Raw genomic sequence first — 22,327 nt, forward strand, 5'->3', positions numbered from 1 at the left:
CACGTCGGCGCGCTAATCTCGCCCGGATGAGCCCGCGCGTCTCGATCGTCGGCGGCGGCCTCGCCGGCTGCGAGGCGGCCTGGCAGCTCGCACGCCGTGGGATCGGCGTCGACCTCTACGAGATGCGCCCGGTGCGCAGCACCGAGGCGCACCAGACCGACCTGCTCGCCGAGCTGGTGTGCTCGAACAGCTTCCGCAGCGCCGAGCGCACGACCGCGATCGGTCTCCTGAAGGAGGAGATGCGGCGTCTCGGCTCGCTGGTGATGCGGATTGCCGACGAGCATCGGGTGCCGGCGGGCGGCTCGCTCGCGGTCGACCGCGAGGGCTTCGCGCGCGCGATGACCGAGGCGGTGCTCGCGCTGCCCGGCGTCGTCCTGCGTCGCGAGGAGGTGCTCGAGCCGCCGCCGGGCCTCACCATCATCGCCTCGGGGCCGCTCACCTCGCCCGGGCTTGCGGAGTCGCTGCGCAAGCTGTTCGGCGCGGAGTACCTCTACTTCTACGACGCGATCGCGCCGATCGTCACCGCCGAGTCGATCGACATGACGAAGGCGTTCCGCGCCTCGCGCTACGGCAAGGGCGGCGACGACTACGTGAACTGCCCGCTCGACCGCGAGGCGTACGAGCGGCTGGTCGACGAGATCCTCGCCGCGGAGAAGGTGCCGACGCGCGACTTCGAGCGCTGCGTCCACTTCGAGGGCTGTCTGCCGATCGAGGAGATGGCGCGCCGCGGACGCGACACGCTCGCCTTCGGTCCGATGAAGCCGGTCGGGCTCGTCGACCCACGCACCGGCAAGCGTCCGTACGCGGTGGTGCAGCTCCGCCAGGACGACCGCAACGCGACGCTGTTCAACATGGTCGGCTTCCAGACCAAGATGACCTACCCGGAGCAGCGCCGGATCTTCCGCACCATCCCGGGTCTCGAGAAGGCCGAGTTCGTGCGGCTCGGCAGCCTGCACCGCAACACGTTCATCGAGGCGCCGAAGGTCCTGCGCCCGACGCTGCAGACGCGCGTGCGTCCCGACCTGCTGATCGCCGGGCAGCTGATCGGCGTCGAGGGCTACCTCGAGTCGGCGAGCGCGGGCTATCTCGCGGGCGTCAACGCGGCGCGGCTGGCGCTGGGTCGCGAGCCGCTCGTGCCGCCGGCGACGACCGCGCTCGGCTCGCTGATCCGCTACGTCACGCAGCCCGGGCGCACCGACTTCCAGCCGATGAACGCCAACTACGGCCTCTTCCCGCCGCTCGAGGGACGTCGCCTGAAGGGCCCCGAGAAGAAGATCGCGCTCGCCGAGCGCGCGCTCGCCGACCTCGACGCCTTCGGCCACGACGCCGCGAGCGACGTCGCCCGCGCCGCCTGATGTCGACGGCGCAGGAGGCAGGGAGCGGCACGCGGGCCTCGCTCGCGGAGCGCGCCGGCCTCGCGCCCGAGCTCGTCGAGGGCGAGGCGGCGTACGCCGCGCAGCCCGAGCTCGCGCTCGCGCGCGCGGCCGACCTGTCCGACGTCGCCGAGGTTCTCGGGGGCCTCTCGCATGAGGAGCGGATCGCGCTCTTCGTCCTGCTCGGCGGCAGCGGCCACCTGAGCCGCGTGCTGCGCTCGCTCGACGACTGGCCGGGCTGGCTGCGCGCCGCGGTGCGCGACGAGCTGCCGCCGCCCGAGCTCGACGTCGACGCGCTGGTCGAGCTCGCGCACGAGCAGGGTGCGGCGGCGCGCGAGCTGCGACGCTGGCGGCAGCGCGCGTACCTGCGCATCGGTGCGCGCGACCTCTGGGGGCTCGCGCCGATCACCGAGACCTTCGTCGGCCTGACCGAGACCGCGGAGACGGCGATCACCGCCGCAACCGCGGTCGCGCGCGCGCAGCTCGAGGCGCAGCACGGCACGCTCGAGCTCGAGGGCGGACGGCGCAACCGCTTCGCCGTGCTCGGCTTCGGCAAGCTCGGCGCGTGCGAGCTCAACTACAGCTCGGACGTCGACCTCGTGTTCGTCCACGAGAGCGACGCCGCGACCAGCTCGGGTGGCGCTCGCGGCGCGCTCGCGGCGCAGAACTTCTTCACGCGGCTCGCGGAGCGGACCTCGAAGCTGCTCTCCGAGGTGACCGCCGACGGCTTCGTCTTCCGCGTCGACCTGCGGCTGCGTCCCGACGGCATGAACGGGCCGCTCACCAACTCGCTCGCCGGCACCCTGCAGTACTACGAGGCGCTCGGCCAGACCTGGGAGCGCGCCGCGCTGTTCAAGGCGCGGCCGGTCGGCGGCGATCGCGAGCTCGGCGACCTGCTGCTCGCCGAGCTCGAGCCGTTCATCTACCGACGCACGCTCGACTACACGATGATCGCCGACCTCGAGGCGATGAAGGCGCGCGTCGAGGCGCAGGAGCGCGGCAAGGGCAGGGGAGAGCGCAACGTCAAGCTCGGCCCCGGCGGCATCCGCGAGATCGAGTTCCTCGTGCAGTCCTTCGCCATGGTGCACGGCGGCAAGGACCGTCGGCTACGCGAGCGCAGCACGCTCGGGCTCCTGCAGAGGCTTCTCGAGATCGGGCTCCTGCAGCCGTCCGACGGCGAGGCGCTCGCCGCCGCGTACCCGTGGCTGCGTCGCGTCGAGCACGCGCTGCAGATCGACGAGGACCGTCAAGTACACGTCCTGCCCGAAGATGCAGAGGGGCGCACGATCGTCGCGCGTCGCCTCGGCCTGCACCTCGAGGGCGAGGGGCCGGTGTGGCGGCGGCGTCTCGGCGGCGACGCGCTCGCGCGCTTCGAGGAAACCCACGCGCGCCACACGTCGGTCGTGCGCGCCGCGTTCTCCGAGCTCTTCCGCGAGCGCCGCGAGCAGACGCTGCGCTCCGCGGACGAGGCGACCCGCACCCTGATCGACGAGCTCGACGCGCCGGACGCGCGCGAGCGCGCGGCGCGGCTCGGCTTCGAGGATCCCGACGCGGCGCTCGCGGCGCTGCGGTTGATCCGCGACGGCGCGCCGCACGCGCGCGCGAGCGCCGTCAGCCGCCGCACGCTGGTCGCGCTCGCGCCGGCGCTGCTCGACGCCGTCCGCCAGACGGCGCGGCCCGACCGCGCGCTCGCGCGTCTCGCGGACTTCCTGGTGCGCGTCGGCGCGCGGCGGACGTTCCTCGCGCTGCTCGCCGAGAACCCGGCGACGCTGCGCCTGCTGGTGACGCTGTTCGCGTCGAGCGACTACCTGTCGAACACGCTGCTGCAGCATCCCGAGCTGCTCGACACGCTCGTGCGCGCGGATCTCGCGGTGGTGCACAAGTCGCGCGACGACTTCGCGCGCGAGCTCGATGCGCTGCTCGAGCAGGCGCCGGACTTCGAGGGCCAGCTCGACGTCCTGCGTCGCTACCGCAACGACGAGTTCCTTCGCATCGGCTCGCGCGACGTCTTCGGCGAGCTGCACTACAGCGAGGTGAGCACGCAGCTCAGCGACCTCGCCGAGGTCTGCCTGTCGCGCGCGTACGACATCGCGCTCGCCGAGCGCAGCCGTCGTTACGTGCCGCCCGCGGGGCTGTCGCTCGCGGTAGTGGCGCTCGGCAAGCTCGGCGGACGCGAGCTCAACTACCACTCGGACCTCGATCTGATCTTCATCTACGGGCCGTCGCCGGAGAGCGAAGCACCACCGCCGACGGCGGAGACGTCCGAGCAGCACGCCGACGAGCGGACCGTGCTCGGCCCGCAGGAGTTCTTCGCCAAGGTCGCGCAGCTCCTGCTGCTCGTGCTGCAGCTCGCGACCCGCGAGGGCTACGTCTACAAGATCGACACCCGGCTGCGGCCGTCGGGGCGCTTCGGTCCGCTGGTCACCTCGCTCGAGGGCTTCGCGCACTACCACGCGCAATCGTCGGCGCTGTGGGAACGGCAAGCGCTGATCCGCGCGCGTACGGTGTGCGGACCGGAGCCGCTCGCCAAGAAGATTCACGAGATCATCGAGGGGTTCGTCTTCGGACGCGGGCTGACGCGCGAGGAGCTCGCCGAGATCGCGCGCATGCGCAGCCGCATGGAGCGCGAGCTCGCGCGCGAGGACGAGAAGCACGTCAATCTCAAGGTCGGGCGCGGCGGGCTCGTCGACATCGAGTTCATCGCCCAGGCGCTCGCCCTCGAGCACGGGCACGCCCGCCCCGAGCTCCGGCAGCGCGCGACGCGCCCGCTGCTCGACGCGCTCGGCGCGGCCGGGCTGCTGTCGCCCGACGACCTCCGCACGCTGGTCGCCGCGCACTCGTTCCTGCGCGGGCTCGAGAACCGGCTGCGCATCGAGGGCGAGCACCCGATCGAGCGCATCACGCGCGACCCCGTCGCGCTGGTGAGCGTCGCCCGCCGCATGGGCATCACGGAGGAGGGGGCGCAGGCCGGGGAGGTTTTGCTAGAGGAGCTCGATCGCCATCGCGACGCCGTGCGAGACGTCTTCCAGCGCCTCGTCGGCCGCGCCGCGAGCGGGTAGGCGAGCAAAGGAGCATCCGTGGAGAAGAGTAGCTGGATCTGGCTCGACGGCCGCTTCGTTCCCTGGGACGAGGCGAACGTCCACGTTCTGACGCACACCCTGCACTACGGCCTCGGCGTCTTCGAGGGCATTCGCTGCTACCGCGGCGACGACGGGCGCTCTCTGGTGTTCCGCCTGCGCGAGCACAACCGCCGCCTGTTCGACTCGGCGCGCATCCTCGGTCTCGAGATCCCGTTCGGCGAGCAGGAGATCGACGACGCGTGCGTCGAGACGGTGCGCAAGAACGGGCTCGAGGAGTGCTACATCCGCCCGCTCGTCTTCCTCGGCGACGGCGAGATGGGCCTCGCGGCGGAGAATCCGGTGCGGGTCGCGATCGCGGCCTGGCGCTGGGGCGCCTACCTCGGCGACGAGGGCATCACCAAGGGCATCCGCGCGAAGACCTCGTCGTTCCACCGCTTCCACTCGAACACGCTGATGTCGAAGGCGAAGACGGTCGGGAACTACGTGAACTCGATCCTCGCGTCGCACGAAGCGCGCTCGGGCGGCTTCCAGGAAGCGCTCATGCTCGACACCGAGGGCTTCGTCGCGGAGGGCAGCGGCGAGAACATCTTCGTGGTGCGCGACGGCGTGGTGAAGACGCCGGGCGGGCACTCGATCCTGCCGGGCATCACGCGCGACTCGGTGATCAAGATCCTGCGCGACCGCGGCGTCGACGTGCGCGAGGAGCGCATCACGCGCGACGAGATCTACATCGCCGACGAGGCGTTCCTCACCGGCACCGCGGTCGAGATCACGCCGATCCGCGAGCTCGACGGCCGTCGCGTCGGACGCGAGACGCCGGGCCCGGTGACGTCCTCGCTGCAGAAAGACTTCTTCGACATCGTGCGGGGCCGCAACGAGCGCTACCGCAGCTGGCTCACGCCGGTCTGAGTCCGGGAAGGAGCGGGCGATGCGTCGAGCGCTGGATGTGGCGACGTCGCTGGGCTCGAGCGTCGCGCGTCTCGGGGCCGGGCTCGCCGTCGGAAAGCTCGGCAAGCGGCCCGAGAAGCTCCTCGAGCTCTACGAGTTCGAGGCCTGCCCGTTCTGCCGCAAGGTGCGCGAGGCGCTGTCGATGCTCGACCTCGACGCGCTCGTGCGCCCGTGCCCGAAGAACGGCGAGCGCTTCCGTCCGACCGTGGTGGCGCGCGGCGGCAAGAAGCAGTTTCCCTGGCTCGTCGACCCGAACACCGGCCACGCGATGTACGAATCCGACGACATCGTGCGCTACCTCTACGAGCAGTACGGCGACGGCAGCCCGCCGTGGCACTTCGCGCAGCCGCTCGTCATGGCGACGCTCGTTGCGGGCACGCTGTGGCGGCCGATGAAGGGTGCGTGGGCGCGTCCGTCGCGCGCGCCGGAGCAACCGCTCGAGCTCTGGAGCTTCGAGGCGTCGCCGTACTGTCGGCTCGTGCGCGAGACGCTGTGCGAGCTCGAGCTGCCGTACCTCCTGCACAACGTCGCCAAGGGCAGCCCGAAGCGCGAGGCGTTCGTCGCGCGTTCCGGCAAGATGCAGGTGCCGTATCTCTTCGATCCGAACACGGGGCGTGCGCTCTTCGAGTCGGCCGACATCGTCGCCTACCTCGAGGAGACGTACGCGCTGCCGGCGCGCGCCGGGAGCACGGTGCGCGCCGCCACCGCGGGGACCAGCTCATGAGCGTGGCACCACGTCTCGGACGTCTGTTCGCGCCCGACGGGCGCTGCTTCGATGTTGCGATTGACCACGGCGTGTTCAACGAGCCGACCTTCCTCGGCGGCATCGAGGACATGCCGGCGGCGATCCGGACCATCGTCGAGGCCAACCCCGACGCGATCCAGCTCACGCCCGGGCAGGCGCCGCTTCTGCAGAGCATTCCGGGCAAGCACAAGCCGGCGCTCGTCGCGCGCGTCGACGTGGCGAACGTCTACGGACCGAACCCGCCCGACGAGCTCTTCTGCAGCCTGATGGACGGCGGCGTCGAGCAGGCGGTGCGGCTCGACGCGGCTTGCGTGGTCGCGTTCCTGCTGCTGGTGCCGGGCGAGGTCGATCTGCACCGGCAGTGCGTCGAGAACCTCTGCCGGCTGAAGCCCGAGTGCGAGCGCTTCGGTATGCCGCTCATGGTCGAGCCGATCGCGATGAAGCCCGACGGCAAGGGCGGCTTCGCCGTCGACGGCGACGTGACGCGCATCACGACGCTCGTCCGCCAGGCGGTCGAGCTCGGCGCCGACGTCATCAAGGCGGATCCCACGGACGACCTCGCGGACTTCCACCGCGTGGTGCGCGTCGCTGGCGGCAAGCCGGTTCTCGTGCGCGGCGGCGGCAAGGCGTCGGAGGAGGAGATCTTCGCGCGCACCGAGCAGGTCATGAAGCAGGGCGCCGCGGGAATCGTCTACGGGCGCAACGTGATCCAGCACGAGAAGCCGTCGGCGATCACGCGCGCCTTCATGGCGATCGTGCACGACGGCGCGAGCGCCGCGCAGGCGATGCGCATCCTGCGCGACGGCTGACGGCGCGCGCGCCGTCGGCACGAATCCGGCGGAATCAGCGTCTGAACTTCGCGAACTCGGGCGGGCGCTTCTCCTCGAAGGCCTTGCGTCCCTCCTGACCTTCGGGGCTCCCGTAGTACAGCTCGAGCGCGGCGAAGCCGAGCTCGGTGTTGCCGTGGATGTGGTCGGTATCGGCGTTGAACGACGCCTTGGCGATCTTGAGCGCGGTCGGGCTCATCGCGTTGAGCTCGCGACACCACGCCTCGACCTCCTCGCGCAGACGATCCGCGGGAACGACCTTGTTCACGAGCCCCATCTCGAGCGCTTCCTGCGCGCCGTACTGACGGCACAGGAACCAGATCTCGCGCGCCTTCTTCTCGCCGACGACGCGCGCGAGGTACGCGGTGCCGAAGCCCGGGTCGACGCTGCCCATCTTCGGTCCGACCTGGCCGAAGATCGCGCGGTCCGACGCGATCGTGAGGTCGCAGACGACGTGCAGCACGTGTCCGCCGCCGATCGCGTAGCCGTCGACCATCGCGATCACCGGCTTCGGGATCGCGCGGATCACGCCGTGCAGGCCGGCGACGTCGAGCCCGATGCCGGGACGGTCGCCGTAGCCGTGCGGGCCGCGCTCCTTCTGGTCGCCGCCCGAGCAGAAGGTGTTGCCGGCGCCAGACAGGACGACGACGCCGACGCCGCGGTCGGCCCACGCCTTCTTGAAGGCGTCGATCAGCTCGTCGACCGTCTCGGGCCGAAACGCGTTGCGCCGCTGCGGCCGGTTGATCGTCACCCACGCGACCTGGTCGCGCACCTCGTAGAGAATGTCCTGATAGCTCACGTTGCTCTCCCTGCGCGCAATCTGGCACGCTTCGCGCACCCTCTGCTACCGAGACGAGGAGCGATGAGCACGCTCTCGATCCAGGACGTTGATCGGCTGCGCGACGACCTCGGCGCGCTGAGAGAGGGCGCGGCGCTGTCGCCGCTCGACGACCGCGCGCTGCTCGCGGCGCGCGGCGAGGATCGCACGAGCTTCCTGCAAGGCATGCTGTCGAACGACGTGGCGTCGCTCGCGGCGGGGCAGGGGACGTACGCGCTGCTGCTCACCGAGCAAGGGCGTCCGGTGGCGGACCTGCTCGTGCTGGCGCTCGCGGACGCGTTCTGGCTCGAGACCGACGCGCCGGCGCGCTCGCGCGTCCGCGAGGCGCTCGAGCGCTTCATCGTCGCGGACGACGTCGAGCTCGACGAGCTGGTCGCGCACGGCGTCGCGCTGCGCGGCCCGCGCGCGATCGAGGTGCTGGCGGGCGCGCTCCCGGCGCACGCGGACGCGCTGCGCGCGCTCGCCGAGTGCGCGCACCTCGAGGTCGAGCACGGTGGTGCGAAGCTGCGCGTCGCCCGTACTCGCGACATGGGCCTCGACGCGTTCCGCGTCTGGACGTCGGACGCCGGCGCGCGCGACGCGCTCGCCGAGGCGCTCGTCGCACAAGGCGCACGCCGCGTCGGTGCGGACGCGCTCGAGGTGCAGCGCGTCGTCGCCGGCTGGGCGCGCGCCGACGTCGACTACGGCCCGCAGACGCTCGCCGCCGAGGTGCCGTGCTTCGCGCGCGCCGTATCCTACCGCAAGGGCTGCTACCTCGGGCAGGAGGTGATGGAGCGCGTCGCGGCGCGCGGGCACGTCAACTGGCTGCTGGTCCGCTTGACCGCGGACGCGTCCGCGTCGTTCTCTGGCAGTGCGAAGGTGAAGGACGGAGACGGCGAGGTCGGACGGGTGACCAGCGTCGTGCGGCTGCCGGACGGTGGCCTGGCGGCGCTGGCGCGCGTGCGCGCGGCGGTGGCCGAGACCGGACGTCGTCTCGCGGTCGAGGGCGACGCCGGCGACGTGCCGGTCGAGGTCGCGACCATTCCGGTGCAGACGTGAGCGGGACGATCCGTCCCGTTTGAGATTGACGATCGACGATCGGGAGGCAGAACGATGGCCAACACGCTGGGCAAGCGCTACCTGTGCGAGAGCTGCGGCACCGAAGCGCTCTGCAACAAGTCGGGCAGCGGGAGCATCTCGTGCTGCGGCACCGAGATGAAGCTCAAGGAAGCGAAGCCGCTGCCGTCGTCCGACTGAGCGACGTCCTGGTCGTCGGACGGCCGCTCGCGCCGGATGCGCGTGGCGCGCTGCGCGCGGCCGAGCCGGTGCTGCTGCGCGTCGCGCAGGGACGCGTCGCGTCCTGCACGCCGCTCGCGGCGCTGCCGGCGGACCGCCGCGCTCCGGCGGACGCGCTCGGCGACCCCGACGCGCTGCTGCTGCCCGCGCTGAGCGACGCGCACGTGCACCTGGTCGCGTGCGCGGCGGAGCGCGAGGCGCTCGATCTCACGCGCCCGCGGCCGGCGACGATCGCGGAGCTGCTCACGCGCCTCGTCGACGCCGCGCGCGGCGCGTCGCCGAGCAGGTGGCTGCGTGCGACCGGCTACGACGAGGCCTGGCTCGCCGAGCATCGCCACCCGACGCGCGCCGAGCTCGACGTCGCGGTGCCGGACGTGCCGCTGCGCGTCCGCCACGCGACGCGGCACGCTTCGCTGCTCAACTCTCTCGCCCTTCGTCGCGTCGAGCAGCAGCTCGGGCCGCTCGGCGCGGCGCACGTCGCGAATGCTCCCGACGGCGCGCCGCTCGCCGTCGTCTACGGGCTCGAGCCGGAGATCACGCGCGTCGTCGGACCGCTCGGCGAAGAGGGGATCCTGCGCGGGCTGCGCGCCGTCGGCGCGGAGCTCTCGCGCCACGGCGTCGTGCACGTCGACGAGGTGACGGCGAGCAACGACGCCGCGCGCGTCGCGCTGCTCGCGCGCGCGGTCGAGAGCGGCGCGCTGCCGCAGCGCGTTCGCGCCTACGTGCGCGACGCGGACGAGGTCGCGGCGGCGCGCGAGGCGGCGGCGGGACGCGTCGAGATCGCGGGCGTCAAGCTGCTCGCGCGTGCGGAGGAGGAGGCGAGGGCGCCCGCGTTTCGCGACGCCGTCGCGCGCGCGCGGCGGCTCGGTCTGGCGGTCGCGGTGCACGCGGTGGAGGCGGACGTCGTCGCCGCGGTGCTCGACGCGCTCGCCGCGGCGCCGCCGCGCAGCAGCGCTGCGACGAGGCCGCGCGCCATCGCTGCAACGCCGCTGCGCACCGCCGCCGCAGTGCCGCCGCGCTCGACGCTCGAGCCCGATCGCATCGAGCACGCGTCGCTCTGTCCGCCCGAGCTCGTGACGCGGCTCGCGTCGGCGGGCGTCGCGGTCGTCACGCAGCCGGCGTTTCTCGCCGCGCGCGGCGACAAGTACCGGCGCGAGGTCGAGGAGCCGCTCTGGCCCTGGCTCTATCCGCTCGCGACGCTGCGCAAGGCCGGTGCGCACGTCGTCGCGGGCAGCGACGCTCCGGTCGTGCCGCTCGATCCGCGCCTCGGCCTCGACGCCGCGGTCGAGCGTCGCGCGGGCGACGTCGTGCTGGCGCCCGAGGAGAGGCTCGATCCGGCTTCGGCGCTCGAGCTGTTCACCTCTTCGGCGGCGCGGCTGCGCGGCGAAGCGGCAGCGCCGCCGTGGACGCCTGGAGCGCCGTGCGATCTGCTGGTCGCGGACGCGTGGTCGCCGCGCGACGGCTTCGCGTCGCTTCGGGTGCGCGCGACGCTGCGCGCCGGACGGTGCATCGCATGAGCGAGGCCCGCCGTCCCGCGACGCGCCTCGAGCGCGAGGACCGCATCGTCACCTTGACGCTCGACCGCCCGGAGACGCTCAACGCGTACGACAAGACGATGCGCGACGAGATCTTCGCGACGCTCGAGTGGCTGCACCGCGAGCCCGAGGTCAGCGTGCTCGTCGTGCGCGGCGAGGGACGCGCGTTCTCGACCGGCGGCGACCTGAACGAGTTCGGCACCGCGCCGTCGCCGGTGCGCGCGCGCGAGGTGCGTCAGGTGCGCGACGTGTGGCGCCTGTGGTCGACGCTGCCGTGCGTGTCGCTTGCCGCCGTGCACGGCTACGCGGTCGGCGGTGGGCTCGAGATGGCGCTGCTGTGCGACTTCCTCGTCTGCACGACGGACGCGCGCTTCGCGCTGCCGGAGACCGGGCTCGGGCTGATCCCGGGCGTCGGAGGGACGCAGACGCTGCCGCGCGCGATCGGACTTTCGCGCGCCGCGAGCGTGCTGCTCGCGGGCGAGTGGATCGACGGACGCGAGGCGGCGCGGATCGGGCTCGCGCTCGAGGCCGTCCCGCCGTCGCGCCTGCTCACGACCGCGCGCAGGCTCGCCCGTCGCCTCGCGAGCGCCGACCCGCGGCTGCTGCGCGCGGCGAAGCAGTGCGTCAGACGCGGCATCGATCTGCCGCTCGCGGACGGCCTGCGGCTTGAGCGTCGCATCGGCTCCGCGATAGGACCGCGGGAGCAATGAACACCGCCAACTTTCTTTCGATCCCCGCCTCGATGTTCGGCGACCAGGAGATCCTGGTCTACGGCGAGCATCGTGCGACCTATGCCGAGACGCTGTCGCGCGTGCGGCGCCTCGCGCGCGCGCTCGCCGCGCGCGGCGTCGGGCGCGGCTCGAACGTCGCCGTGCTCGCGACCAACTCGCACCGCTACGTCGAGTGCTACTACGCGACCGCGACGACCGGCGCGACCTTCGTGCCGCTCAACTACCGCGCGAAGCTGCACGAGCTCGAGCACATGATCGGCAAGGCGGCGCCGCGCGTGCTGGTCTACGGCGAGCGCTACGCGCCGCTGCTCGACCAGCTGCGCGACAAGCTGCCGGGCGACATGCAGCGCGTCTCGATCGATGGCGAGGGCGGGGACACCGTCGAGTCGCTGATCGCGAGCGCCGACGAGGACATCGAGGACGCGGACGTCGAGGAGTCCGACACCTCGGTGCTGATGTACACGAGCGGGACGACGTCGCTGCCGAAGGGCGTGATGCTGAGCTTCGGCGACTTCACGGCGTACGTCGTCGGCACCGTCGAGATGGCGGACGGCGAGCCGCGCGGCACCGCGCTGCTGTGCGTGCCGCTCTACCACATCGCCGGCGCGACCAACATCATGACCTCGATCTGGACCGGCCGGAAGCTCGTGCTGCTGAGCCAGTTCGACGCCGGCGAGTGGCTCGCGACGGTCGAGCGCGAGCGCGTCACGCACGCGTTCGTCGTGCCGACGATGCTGAAGCAGATCCTCGACCACCCGCGCTTCGCGAGCACCGATCTCTCGAGCATGACGAACCTGTCCTACGGCGGCGCGCCGATGCCGTTCCCGGTGATCCGCCGCGCGCTCGAGGCGTTTCCCAAGACGTGCGGCTTCGTGAACGCCTTCGGTCAGACGGAGACCACGTCGACGCTCACCGTGCTCGGACCCGAGGACCACAAGCTCACCGGCGATCCCGCCGCGGACGAGGTCGTGCTGCGTCGTCTGCACTCGATCGGCCGTCCGCTGCCCGACGTCGAGATCAAGGTGGTCGACGAGGCCGGCAACGAGCTGCCGCCGGGCGAGACCGGCGAGATCCTGGTGCGCACGCCGCGCGTCATGAAGGGCTACGCGGGCGACGTCGAGGGCGGCGCGCGCATGGAGCCGGACGGCTTCCTGCACACGCGCGACCTCGGCTACGTCGACGACGACGGCTACGTGTTCCTGGTCGGCCGCAAGGACGACATGATCATCCGCGGCGGCGAGAACATCGCGCCGGCCGAGGTCGAGTCGATCCTGCAGGGACATCCCGCGGTGGAGGAGGTCGCGGTGCTCGGCCTGCCGAGCGTCGAGTGGGGGCAGATCGTGGCGGCGGCGGTCGTCCTGCGTCCCGGCGCCAGCGCGACCCCCGAGGAGCTCTCCGAGTACTGCCGACAGCGGCTCGCGAGCTTCAAGAAGCCCGAGGTGATCAAGATCGTCGATCAGCTGCCGCGCAATCCGCTCGGCAAGATCCTGCGCAAGGACCTCCGCGAGCAGCTCGCCGCGGAGCGCTGATGGCGCGTCCCGCGCGGCGCACCGTGCAGGACGCGGTCGAGGTCGCGCGCGACGGCGGCGTCTGCACGATCACGCTGCTCGGCGGCGCCGCCGGACCATGCTTGACGGCCGAGCTGCACGCGGAGCTCGCGGCGGCCGCGGCGGAGATCGACCTCGACGAGGACGTGCGCGTCGTCGTCCTGCGCTCGCGCGGTGCGGCGTTCTGTCGTCCGGCGGAGGTCGAGCCATCGCCGCGAGCGGCGGACGCGGTCGCGGCGGTCGCGGCGCTGCGCGTGCCGGTGATTTGCCTCGTGCAGGGCGACGCGCTCGACGTCGGCTTCGAGCTCGCGCTGGCCTGCGATCTGCGCCTCGCGGCGCCGCGCGCACGTTTTGGCTTGACGCAGATCGCGCGCGGCGCGCTGCCGCGGCACGGCGGGACGCAGCGGCTGCCGCGCGTCGTCGGCGCGGCGCGGGCGCTGCACATGCTGCTGCTCGGCGAGACCGTGCGCGCGACGCGCGCGCTCCGACTCGGGCTCGTGCACCGCGTGGTCGCTGCGCGAAGTCTCTTCGCCGAGGGCGCGCGCCTCGCGGCGCAGCTCGCCGAGCGCGCGCCGATCGCGCAGCGGCTCGCCAAGGAAGCCATGCTCGCCGCCTTCGACCTGCCGCTCGCCGAGGGGCTGCGGCTCGAGGGCGACCTCTACGTGCTGCTGCAGTCGACCCGCGACCGCGACGAGGGGATCGCGAGCTTTCGCGAGAAGCGCCGGCCGCGCTTCGCGAACCGCTGAGGCGTGCGGCGCTTGCGCGTCGCGCCTCGTCCGGCAAAAGAGATCGCCACAACCGTTCGAGGAGATTCCATGCCCAGCCAGCTCGGAAAGATCTACGTCTGCACGCAGTGCGGCGCGCAGTTCATCGTCACCAAGGCGGGGAGCGGCGACCTGACGTGCTGCGGCAAGCCGATGGAGCAGAAGAAGTAGCGCTTGCCCGCGGCCGGGGCGTCGCCCGGCAGCTCGTGCGTCAGCCGTCGCGCAAAGGCGCGCGCTCGCTCGCGAAGGCGTCGAGGACGGCGCGGGTCGCGTGACCGCACGTCGAGCGGCCGCCGAGCACTGCGAGGTCCTGCGCGGTGTCGACGTCGAGCGCGGCGCCGCGCAGCTCGCACGTGACCAGCTCGAGCCCGCGCGACTGCGCCGCCGTGCGGTGCAGCGCGAGGCTGCCGGGTCCGAAGTGCGTCTCCGGCAGGACGTCGAGCGGGCGCACGGCGAGGACGTTCGTCCCGGTGCCGTCGAGCGAGGGGACCGCGAGGACGCCGCGCTCGGGCAGGCGCTCGAGGGCGGACGCGAGCTCGCGCGCGTCGAGGCAGGGCAGGTCGCCCATCACCACGACGACGGCGGTCGCGCCGCGCGCGCGACAGGCCGCGATGCCCTCGGCGACGGCGGCGTTGAGCCCGCCGCCACGGGTCTCGTGCAGGGCGATCGCGCCGTGACGCTCGGCGAGCGACTCGACCACGTCGTCGCGCGTCACCACGACCGTTCCCGCGAGCGTCGGCACCGCGGCGAGGGTCGCGAGCACGTCGGACAGCATCGCCTGCGCGAGCGCGTGGCGCTGCGACGCAGTCAGCGTCGCGCCCAGACGCGTCTTCACCGCGCCACCGAGCTTCGCCGGCACGACCGCCCACAGCATTCCGTTTCCTTGCGCCTCCGATGGTGTTCTGCCAAACAGCGCCACGTGCAGCCTGTCGGTACGGGTCGATGCGCGTGATCGCAGGTACGGCCAAGGGCCGACGGCTGCGCGTGCCCCCTGGACTGCGCGTGCGACCGAGCGGTGCGCGGCTACGCGAATCCGCCTTTGGCATACTGGAGCATCGCGGCGCAATCGAAGGCGCTCGCGTCCTCGACCTGTTCGCCGGCACCGGCGCGCTCGGCATCGAGGCGCTGTCGCGTGGCGCTCGCGAGCTGGTCGCCGTGGAGCACGACCGTGACGTCGCGCGTATCCTGCAGGCCAACCTTCAGCAGACGGGCGTCGCCGATCGCGCTCGCGTGCTGGTCGAGCCGGTCGAGCGAGCCATCGCCCGGCTCGCCGCAGAAGCTCCGTTCGATCTCGTCCTGGTCGATCCTCCGTACCGCGCCGGGCTTGCCGAGCGCGCGCTCGACGCTCTCGTCGCGCGCGGCGTCGTGGCCGCGGACGGATGGATCCTCATCGAGCACGCTCGCACCGAGCCGCTCGCGTGGCCGAACGCGCTCGTGCGCGAGCTCGAGCGTCCGTGCGGCGACAGCATGCTGACGCTGCTGCGGGCCACGGCGCAGCCCGGTGATTGCCGCGAGGTTCCCGCACATGCCCACCCCTAGGCGCTCGACCTCCAAGGCGGCGAAGAAGTCGTCTTCGCTGCAGAACGTGCCCATGGCGATCTACCCGGGCTCGTTCGATCCGATCACCAACGGTCACATCGACATCATCCGACGCGCGTTGCACGTCTTCCCGCGGGTGACCGTCGCCGTCGCGTACAATCCGAACAAGGACGCGGCGATGTTCACCCCGGAAGAGCGCGTCGAGATGATCCGCGAGTCGCTCCGCGACGTCGGCGATCGTGTGATCGCGGACTCTTTCACCGGTCTGCTGGTCGACTATGCTGAGCGAATCGGCGCGCGTGTGCTGATCCGTGGCCTGCGCGCAGTGTCCGACTTCGAGTACGAGTTCCAGATGACGATGATGAACCGCCACCTGAGGCCGAACATCGAGACGGTCTTCATGATGGCGGGTGAGCAGTACTTCTACACCAGCTCGCGGCTCGTGAAGGAGGTCGCGACCTTCGGCGGAGACGTACGCAACCTGGTCCCGGACTTCGTGCTGGAGCGGTTCAAGGAACGGCTGAAGAAGAGAGCGGGGGACGTCCGCTCACGAGGCTAGGATGCGTCTTTCCTCCCGGACCAAGCTGATCAAGCCGTCGGCGACGCTCGCCGTGACGGCAGAGGTCGCGCGGCTGCGCGCGAGCGGCGTCGAGGTCATCGACTTCGGCGCCGGCGAGCCCGACTTCGACACCCCACAGCGCATCAAGGACGCGGCGATCCGCGCGCTCGAGGCCGGCATGACGAAGTACACGCCGGTCGCGGGCACGAAGGAAGTGCGCGAGGCGGTGGTCGCGAAGCTCAAGCGCGTGAACGGGCTCGAGTACTCGGTCGACGAGACGATCGTCAGCTGCGGCGGCAAGCACACGCTCTACAACGCGTTCCAGGCGCTGTTCGGACCGGGCGACGAGGTCGTGCTGCCGGCGCCGTTCTGGGTGAGCTACGCCGACATGCTCGTGCTCGCGGGCGCGACCCCGGTCGTCGTGCAGGCGCCGGCGTCGCAGGGCTTCAAGCTCCGTCCGGAGCAGCTCGCGTCGGCGATCAACGAGCGCACGCGCGGCGTCGTGCTCAACAGCCCGTCGAACCCGACCGGCGCCGCGTACCAGGAGAGCGAGCTGCGCGCCCTCGCGGAGGTGCTGCTGAAGCATCCCGACGTCGCGATCATCGCCGACGACGTCTACGAGATGCTCTACTTCGACGACGCGCGGCCGCCGCACCTGCTGCGCATCGCGCCCGAGCTGCGCGAGCGCACGGTGATCGTGAACTCGGTCTCGAAGACCTACGCGATGACCGGCTGGCGTCTCGGCTACGCGGCCGCGCCGGCCGACGTCGTGAAGGCGATGGCGACGATCCAGGGGCAGTGCACGTCGAACCCGACCGCCATCGTGCAGGCGGCGGCGGTCGAGGCGCTCACCGGCCCGCAGGACGAGCTGCCGGCGATGGTCGACGAGTTCCGCTGGCGGCGTGACTACGTGATGCAGCGACTCGCCGATCTGCCGGGCGTGACCTGCGTGAAGCCGTCGGGAGCGTTCTACGCCTTCCCCGACGTGTCGGGGCTGTTCGAGCGGCGCTGGCGCGGCGAGCCGCTCGGCAACGCGCAGCGCGTGTGCGCGTTCCTGCTCGCCGAAGCGCGCGTCGCGCTCGTCGCCGGCGACGACTTCGCGGCGCCGCAGCACATCCGACTTTCGTACGCGACGTCGCGGACGAACCTCGAGCGCGGCTTCGACGCGATCGCCCGTGCGCTGCGCACGCTCGAGTAGCACCAGGCGGCACGGAGGAGCGAACGAGCGTCGAGCGCTTCGTTCGCGGAGCGCTTCGTTCGCGCGAGCTTCGCTCCCGCGCGCGCAAATGCAACCCGAGCACCGAGCGCGGGACGTCGCTCAAAATGCAAGCGGCGACCTGGGTCGCCCCAAGGTCGCCGCTTTCAATGGTTCTCCAGAAGGATGCGCGGGAATTACTTGCGCATGTTCTTCTGGAAAATCGCCTCGGCCTTCGACGCTGCGGCCTCGGCGCGATCCGCGGCCTGCTGCGCACGGGTCGCAGCCGCCTCGGCGCGCGACGCCGCCGCCTCGGCGCGGCTCGCGGCCTGCTCGGCCGGGCTCGGGCCCTTCTGACCGCTCGAGCAGCCCGTGCCAGCCGACACCAGCATGAGAAGTCCGGCCGCAATGGCCCCCGCCTCGATCATCTTCCGCATCGTGTCACCTCCTCCCTCTGTCTGTCCCGTTCGTCGATCCTTGTTTTTGTAAAACAAGGATTCAACCCGATCGGCCGAGGATTACATACCTCCGCCGTCGTGACAAGCCAGCCCACGTCTTTTCGTACGTTACACGCGCACCTTGCGCCATGGCAGACGCGAGCCGGGGCTTCGACATGCAAAACGGCCGCCTTGTCTCCTCGGGGTGGAGCTTGTAAGGCTCCTTCGTTCGTCGTCGGCATGCCGCAGCGGGATGCCGCGCAGCGAGACGGGTTCGAAGCCGCTGGGATCCGGGAGGTTCGGTCGCGATGGCGACGATGATTACCGACGAGTGCATCAACTGCGGTGCCTGCGAACCAGAGTGTCCGAACACCGCGATCTACCAAGGGGGCGTCGAGTACGAGTGGCAGGGAGCGAAGCACCCGCCGCTCAGCAACGAAACCTTCTACATCGTTCCTGACAAGTGTACCGAGTGCGTCGGTTTCTACGACCACGAGGCCTGCGCCGCGGTCTGTCCGGTCGACTGCTGCGTCCCCAACCCGAACATCCCGGAGACCGAGGACGTCCTGATCGCCCGCGCTCGGGCGCTCCATCCGGACAAGACCTTCGGTCCGGACTTCCCGTCGCGCTTCAAGACCGGTAACGGCGCCGCGGCGCCTACGGCTGCAGCGTCCGCGCCGGCCCCGGAGCCGGCCGCTGCGGCGTCTGCTCCTGCGGCTCCGGCTACGCCTGCGCCCGCCCCGGCGGCCGCGCCGAGCGCTCCGGCCGCCGCTGCTGCCAAGCCGGCCGCTGCCGCGCCGGCACCGGCACCGGCCCCCGTGATTCGACTCGGCAAGGTCGAGAAGAAGGTCGCGCCGCCGCTGCAGCAGCCGCCGAAGCGGACGGCACCGTTCCGCGGCGAGCTCGAGATCGACTTCGACGAGGCGCGCGACATGCTGCTGCCGCCGCTCGGCGCCTCCAGCGGCCCGCGCATCGTGCCGATCCTGGTGATGCTCGCGCAGCCGCTGCTCGGCGCGCTGCCCGCCAAGACGAAAGACCGCCTCGAGGCCGCCTTCGGCGACCGGCGGATCTTCAGCTCGGCGGGCGCGACCGCGATGAACATCTTCCTGCACCTCCTGGTGCTGCCGCTGCTGTTCCTCGCGTTCGCGGTGTTCGTGCTCGACAAGAGCTTCTACAGCGCCGGCGTGCGCCCGTGGTTCTTCTACGGCGGCATCGCGGCCGCCGCGGAGGCGATCTTCCGTCTGCGCGAGGCGGTGATCTCGCCGCGTCCGGTCTCGGAGCTGATCTACCGTGGCAGCATCTACGGACCGCTCCTGATCCCGTTCGTCGCGCCGCTCCTGCGTCGCGCGGAGAAGAGCAAGATCGGCAGCCGCGAGGCCTTCGAGGGCTACTACGAGACGGCCGGCGCGTTCGACGAGAAGCGCGAGCGCGAGCGCCGCTATGGCGAGGTCTACACGCTCGAGGAGCGGCCGAACGGCTACCTGTTCCGCATGGAGCTGCCGCGCCGCATCCCGCCGTCGGGCGTCAAGGAAGAGCTCGGGCTCGGCGACGAGATGCCGGATTATGCGCTCGACCTCGCGCTGCACGGCTCGTACTTCGAGGTGCGCGGCAAGGTGGTCGATCCGCGCTTGCGCACGGTCGCCGCGACGGCGCCGGCGTTCCCGCCCGACTTCACGACGCGCGTCGAGCTCTCCGAGCGCTGCATCGGTTTCGTTCACCGCTACGCCGACAAGCTTCTCGAGGTGGTCCTGCTGAAGCAGTCGGCTGGCCGTCTCCCCACGCGCGCCGATGCAGCCTGACGACGTGCGGCTGCTGGGAATCGCGTGTCACCTGCCGGGTGACCCGGTCGGCAACGAGACGCTGGCGACCGCGCTCGGCACGACGCCCGACGAGCTCGCGCGCGAGACCGGCATCGCGCAGCGGCATCACGCGGCGGACGGGCAGGGGCCCTCGGACCTCGCGCTGCGCGCCGCGACGGACGCGCTCGCGGCCGCGGGCACGAGCGTCGGCGAGCTCGGCTTGATCGTCTTTGCGACCGCGACGCCGGACGTCACCTTTCCGGGCGCGGCCTGCTTCCTGCAGGACAAGCTCGCGGCGCCGACGGTCGGCGCGCTCGACGTGCGGGCGCAGAGCGCGGGCTTCCTGTGCGCGCTCGATCTCGCGCTCGCGTTCTCGCGTCTGCCGGTGCCGGGTGCGGCGTCCGACGCGCGCTACGCGCGCGTGCTGATCGCGGCGGGCGAGGTGTTCTCGGCGGGGCTCGACTTCTCGCCGCGCGGGCGCGTGCTGACGCCGCGGCTCGCGGACGGCGCGAGCGCGGTGGTCGTCGGCACCGGCGGCAGCGGGCCGCGCGTGCGCGCGCTGCGCTGGTACACCGACGGCACGCTCGCCGACCGCTTCTGGTGCGAGTACCCGGCGAGCCGGCAGTACCCGGTGCGCATCACCGCGCAGAACCTCGCCGAGGGACGCCACTACCCGTCGGCCGACCTCGGCACGCTCGCGCCGATCGTCGAGACGCGTCTCGCCGAAGTCGCGCGCGAGGTGCTCGAGGAGAGCGGCTGGAAGGCGGGTGAGGTCGAGCTCGCGATCTTCGACTACGTCGCGCCCGAGACCGCGCGCGCCGCGGCGCGGGCGCTCGACATCGCGGACGCGCGCACCGTCGTGCCGACGGCGCAGTTCGGACACGTCATGGCGGCCGGCCTGCCGATCGCGCTCGCGCGCGCGGGCGAGCTGCCGCGCGGGGCGCGTGTCCTGCTCGCCGCGGCCGGCCCGGGGCTCGCGTGGGGCGCGGCGACGCTCGAGATCTGAGGAGCAACACGGGGATGAGCAGCGGCGGGGCGAGCGTCAAGCGCAATCGAATTCTGGGCATCGGCAAGGCGGTTCCCGATCACGTCGTGACCAACGACATGCTGTCGCGCGTGATGGAGACCTCCGACGAGTGGATCCAGCAGCGCACCGGGATCCGCGAGCGCCGTCACATCACGTCCGACTGCGGCGCGACCGACCTCGGCAAGATCGCGGCGGAGGAGGCGCTGCGCGCCGCGGGTCTCGGGATCGGCGACATCGACCTGATCATCTTCGCGACGCTGTCGCCGGACATCGACTGGCCGTCGTGCGCGTGTCTGCTCGCGGCGAAGCTCGGCGCGCGCCAGATCCCCGCGTTCGACGTCAAGAACCAGTGCTCGGGCTTCATCTACAGCCTCGCCTGCGCGGACGCGATGCTGCACGCGGGACGCGCGCGTCACGCGCTGGTCGTCGGCGGCGAGATCCACTCGACCGGCCTCGACCTCACGACGCGCGGGCGCGAGGTCGGCGTGATCTTCGGCGACGGTGCCGCGGCCGTGGTGCTCGGACCGTCGGGCGACGCGCAGAAGGGCATCCTCTCGACGCACCTGCACGCCGAGGGCAAGTTCGCCGAGAAGCTCTGGCTCGAGGCGGCCGCGAGCCGCAAGCGTCCGCGCATCCGTCCGGAGGACCTCGAGGGCGACAGCCCCGCCGCGTTCCCGCGCATGCAGGGCAAGTTCGTCTTCAAGCACGCGGTGACGCGCTTCCCCGAGGTGATCCGCGAGGCGCTCGAGTTCAACGGCCTCGGCCTCTCGGACCTCGACCTGCTGATCCCGCACCAGGCGAACCTGCGCATCAACCAGTTCGTCGCCGCCGACCTCGGGCTCGACGAGTCGAAGGTCGTCAACAACATCGATCGCTACGGCAACACGACCGCGGCCTCGATTCCGCTCGCGCTCTACGAGGCGGTGCACGACGGTCGCGTGCGCGACGGCAGCCTCGTCTGCCTGGCCGCGTTCGGCGCCGGCTTCACGTGGGCGGCTGCGCTGCTGCGCTGGTGACCGCGTCGCTGCGCTGGTGACGGCGTCGGAGACGGCAGGGGCGTTCGCGCTGCGTCCCATGCAGCCGGCCGACGTCCCGGCCGTGGCCGCGATCGAGGCGGTGTCGTTCGAGCGGCCGTGGAGCGAGGGGGCGTTCCGGCACGAGCTCGACATCCCGTTCTCGCGCGCGCTGGTCGCGTACCCGACCGACGCCCCGGAGCGCGTCGCGGGCTACGTCGTGCTGTGGCACGTCGCCGACGAAGTGCACCTGCTCAACCTCGCCGTCGCCCCGGAGCTGCGCGGGCGGGGACTCGGTCGGACGCTCGCGACGGCGGTCGTGGAGCATGCGCGCGAGGTCGCGGCCCGCTTCGTCACGCTCGAGGTCGCGATCGGAAACGACGTTGCGCGGACGCTCTACCAGCGGCTCGGATTCGTCGAGCGCGAGCGGCGCCGCGACTACTACGCGCCGGGCATCGACGCCGTCGTGATGGTGCTCGAGCTTGCTTGACGCGGCGCGTTGTGAACGCCGTTTTGGGCGTCGCGCGGCGGCTTCATAGTTGCTTAAAGCCGAAATTTCCGCTACGTTGGGAGTCCGTCCTCGGAGGGTCCCGCCTGATGCAGTTCAAAGTCGGTGAGAAGGTCGTCTACCCCGCGCATGGCGTGGGCGTGATCGAGAGCGTGCAGAGTCGCACGATCGCCGGCACCGAGAAGAAGTTCTACATGCTCCGGTTTCTCGACAACGACATGACGATCATGGTGCCCATGGAGAACGTCGCTTCCGTGGGCCTCCGACGCATCATCGGCAAGGACATGGTGAGCAAGGTCTACAAGATCTTGCGCGACAAGAAGGTCGAGATCGACCAGCAGACCTGGAACCGGCGCTATCGCGAGTACACCGAGAAGATCAAGACCGGCTCGGTGCTCGAGATCGCCAAGGTCCTTCGCGACCTGTTCGTCCTCAAGGGCGACAAGGAGCTCTCCTTCGGCGAGCGCAAGATGCTCGACACGGCGCGCAACCTCCTGGTGAAGGAGCTCGCGATCGCGCGCTCGCACCCCGAAGAGAAGATCATGGAGGAGCTCCGCACGATCTTCGCGCCGTAAGGCGCCGAGATC

22 protein-coding genes and 1 pseudogene are annotated in these 22,327 nt (G+C 71.7%); 20 read left to right on the plus strand and 3 right to left on the minus strand.

The window, feature by feature from the left end:
• The first annotated feature begins 26 nt into the window (after positions 1-26).
• From trmFO to VIS07_19665, 5 genes are read left to right on the plus strand one after another with little or no spacing between them, the layout of a single operon-like run.
• Positions 27-1,355 (plus strand): methylenetetrahydrofolate--tRNA-(uracil(54)-C(5))-methyltransferase (FADH(2)-oxidizing) TrmFO, encoded by a 1,329-nt coding sequence (gene trmFO / locus VIS07_19645; GenBank protein HEY8517729.1) that lies wholly within the window; start codon positions 27-29, stop codon positions 1,353-1,355.
• On the plus strand, positions 1,355-4,432 hold the full coding sequence (glnE, locus tag VIS07_19650; protein HEY8517730.1) for a bifunctional [glutamate--ammonia ligase]-adenylyl-L-tyrosine phosphorylase/[glutamate--ammonia-ligase] adenylyltransferase: 3,078 nt from the start codon (positions 1,355-1,357) through the stop codon (positions 4,430-4,432). Before trmFO ends, glnE begins: the two co-directional genes overlap by 1 nt.
• An 18-nt stretch (positions 4,433-4,450) precedes the next feature.
• Positions 4,451-5,362, plus strand: coding sequence for a branched-chain-amino-acid transaminase (ilvE, locus tag VIS07_19655; protein ID HEY8517731.1), 912 nt, complete (start codon positions 4,451-4,453; stop codon positions 5,360-5,362).
• Positions 5,363-5,381: 19 nt separating this feature from the next.
• Positions 5,382-6,125 carry a glutathione S-transferase N-terminal domain-containing protein gene (locus VIS07_19660; protein HEY8517732.1) on the plus strand — a complete coding sequence of 248 codons (744 nt, stop codon included), beginning with the start codon at positions 5,382-5,384 and terminating at the stop codon, positions 6,123-6,125.
• Positions 6,122-6,955: an aldolase gene (locus tag VIS07_19665; protein HEY8517733.1), complete on the plus strand. Its 834-nt coding sequence runs from the start codon at positions 6,122-6,124 to the stop codon at positions 6,953-6,955. Before VIS07_19660 ends, VIS07_19665 begins: the two co-directional genes overlap by 4 nt.
• 34 nt (positions 6,956-6,989) lie before the next feature.
• Here the strand turns inward: VIS07_19665 and menB are convergent, their stop codons facing one another.
• A complete protein-coding gene (gene menB / locus VIS07_19670) occupies positions 6,990-7,772 on the minus strand; it encodes a 1,4-dihydroxy-2-naphthoyl-CoA synthase (GenBank protein ID HEY8517734.1) in 783 nt (260 codons plus the stop codon).
• 63 nt (positions 7,773-7,835) lie between these two features.
• Between menB and VIS07_19675 the strand changes: the two genes are divergently transcribed.
• The 7 genes from VIS07_19675 to VIS07_19705 all read left to right on the plus strand — a co-directional run bounded on the left by VIS07_19675 (position 7,836) and on the right by VIS07_19705 (position 13,834).
• The gene (locus VIS07_19675) at positions 7,836-8,849 is read left to right on the plus strand and encodes a hypothetical protein (GenBank protein ID HEY8517735.1); all 1,014 of its coding nucleotides are present in this window, start codon (positions 7,836-7,838) and stop codon (positions 8,847-8,849) included.
• 54 nt (positions 8,850-8,903) lie between these two features.
• On the plus strand, positions 8,904-9,047 hold the full coding sequence (locus VIS07_19680; GenBank protein HEY8517736.1) for a hypothetical protein: 144 nt from the start codon (positions 8,904-8,906) through the stop codon (positions 9,045-9,047).
• 68 nt (positions 9,048-9,115) lie between these two features.
• The gene (locus tag VIS07_19685; GenBank protein ID HEY8517737.1) at positions 9,116-10,603 is read left to right on the plus strand and encodes an amidohydrolase family protein; all 1,488 of its coding nucleotides are present in this window, start codon (positions 9,116-9,118) and stop codon (positions 10,601-10,603) included.
• Positions 10,600-11,331: an enoyl-CoA hydratase/isomerase family protein gene (locus tag VIS07_19690; GenBank protein HEY8517738.1), complete on the plus strand. Its 732-nt coding sequence runs from the start codon at positions 10,600-10,602 to the stop codon at positions 11,329-11,331. The genes VIS07_19685 and VIS07_19690 overlap by 4 nt, the downstream gene beginning before the upstream one ends.
• The gene (locus tag VIS07_19695; GenBank protein HEY8517739.1) at positions 11,328-12,881 is read left to right on the plus strand and encodes an AMP-binding protein; all 1,554 of its coding nucleotides are present in this window, start codon (positions 11,328-11,330) and stop codon (positions 12,879-12,881) included. Before VIS07_19690 ends, VIS07_19695 begins: the two co-directional genes overlap by 4 nt.
• Positions 12,881-13,645 carry an enoyl-CoA hydratase/isomerase family protein gene (locus VIS07_19700; GenBank protein HEY8517740.1) on the plus strand — a complete coding sequence of 255 codons (765 nt, stop codon included), beginning with the start codon at positions 12,881-12,883 and terminating at the stop codon, positions 13,643-13,645. The genes VIS07_19695 and VIS07_19700 overlap by 1 nt, the downstream gene beginning before the upstream one ends.
• Positions 13,646-13,714: 69 nt before the next feature.
• Positions 13,715-13,834 carry a hypothetical protein gene (locus tag VIS07_19705; protein ID HEY8517741.1) on the plus strand — a complete coding sequence of 40 codons (120 nt, stop codon included), beginning with the start codon at positions 13,715-13,717 and terminating at the stop codon, positions 13,832-13,834.
• Positions 13,835-13,874: 40 nt separating this feature from the next.
• On the opposite strand, the gene cofC is transcribed toward VIS07_19705, so the two are convergent.
• Entirely contained in the window at positions 13,875-14,537 is a 663-nt protein-coding gene (gene cofC, locus VIS07_19710; protein ID HEY8517742.1) for a 2-phospho-L-lactate guanylyltransferase, read from the minus strand.
• Between the two features lie 68 nt (positions 14,538-14,605).
• Between cofC and rsmD the strand changes: the two genes are divergently transcribed.
• Genes rsmD through VIS07_19725 form a run of 3 tightly spaced genes read left to right on the plus strand, consistent with a single transcriptional unit; the run spans position 14,606 to position 16,959 of the window.
• Positions 14,606-15,202 (plus strand): 16S rRNA (guanine(966)-N(2))-methyltransferase RsmD, encoded by a 597-nt coding sequence (gene rsmD, locus VIS07_19715; protein ID HEY8517743.1) that lies wholly within the window; start codon positions 14,606-14,608, stop codon positions 15,200-15,202.
• Between the two features lie 46 nt (positions 15,203-15,248).
• Positions 15,249-15,761 carry a pantetheine-phosphate adenylyltransferase gene (gene coaD / locus VIS07_19720; GenBank protein ID HEY8517744.1) on the plus strand — a complete coding sequence of 171 codons (513 nt, stop codon included), beginning with the start codon at positions 15,249-15,251 and terminating at the stop codon, positions 15,759-15,761.
• Between the two features lies 1 nt (position 15,762).
• Positions 15,763-16,959, plus strand: a complete 1,197-nt coding sequence (locus VIS07_19725) for a pyridoxal phosphate-dependent aminotransferase (GenBank protein ID HEY8517745.1) — start codon at positions 15,763-15,765, stop codon at positions 16,957-16,959.
• A gap of 194 nt (positions 16,960-17,153) precedes the next feature.
• Here the strand turns inward: VIS07_19725 and VIS07_19730 are convergent, their stop codons facing one another.
• The gene (locus VIS07_19730; protein ID HEY8517746.1) at positions 17,154-17,393 is read right to left on the minus strand and encodes an alanine-zipper protein; all 240 of its coding nucleotides are present in this window, start codon (positions 17,391-17,393) and stop codon (positions 17,154-17,156) included.
• 308 nt (positions 17,394-17,701) lie between these two features.
• Here VIS07_19730 and VIS07_19735 point away from each other — a divergent pair.
• The 5 genes and pseudogenes from VIS07_19735 (at position 17,702) to VIS07_19755 (ending at position 22,315) form a co-directional block, all read left to right on the plus strand.
• Positions 17,702-17,971: pseudogene (locus VIS07_19735) on the plus strand (4Fe-4S dicluster domain-containing protein).
• Between the two features lie 1,210 nt (positions 17,972-19,181).
• Complete coding sequence (locus VIS07_19740) at positions 19,182-20,198, plus strand: 3-oxoacyl-ACP synthase III family protein (GenBank protein HEY8517747.1); 1,017 nt, start codon at positions 19,182-19,184, stop codon at positions 20,196-20,198.
• Between the two features lie 14 nt (positions 20,199-20,212).
• A complete protein-coding gene (locus VIS07_19745) occupies positions 20,213-21,235 on the plus strand; it encodes a beta-ketoacyl-ACP synthase III (protein ID HEY8517748.1) in 1,023 nt (340 codons plus the stop codon).
• Positions 21,236-21,251: 16 nt separating this feature from the next.
• Positions 21,252-21,722, plus strand: a complete 471-nt coding sequence (gene rimI, locus VIS07_19750) for a ribosomal protein S18-alanine N-acetyltransferase (protein ID HEY8517749.1) — start codon at positions 21,252-21,254, stop codon at positions 21,720-21,722.
• A 107-nt stretch (positions 21,723-21,829) separates the two neighbouring features.
• On the plus strand, positions 21,830-22,315 hold the full coding sequence (locus tag VIS07_19755) for a CarD family transcriptional regulator (protein HEY8517750.1): 486 nt from the start codon (positions 21,830-21,832) through the stop codon (positions 22,313-22,315).
• The last annotated feature ends 12 nt before the right edge of the window (positions 22,316-22,327 follow it).

It is taken from the genome of Candidatus Binatia bacterium (assembly GCA_036563615.1).
In the GTDB taxonomy this organism is placed as follows: Bacteria; Desulfobacterota; Binatia; order UBA12015; family UBA12015; genus DATCMB01.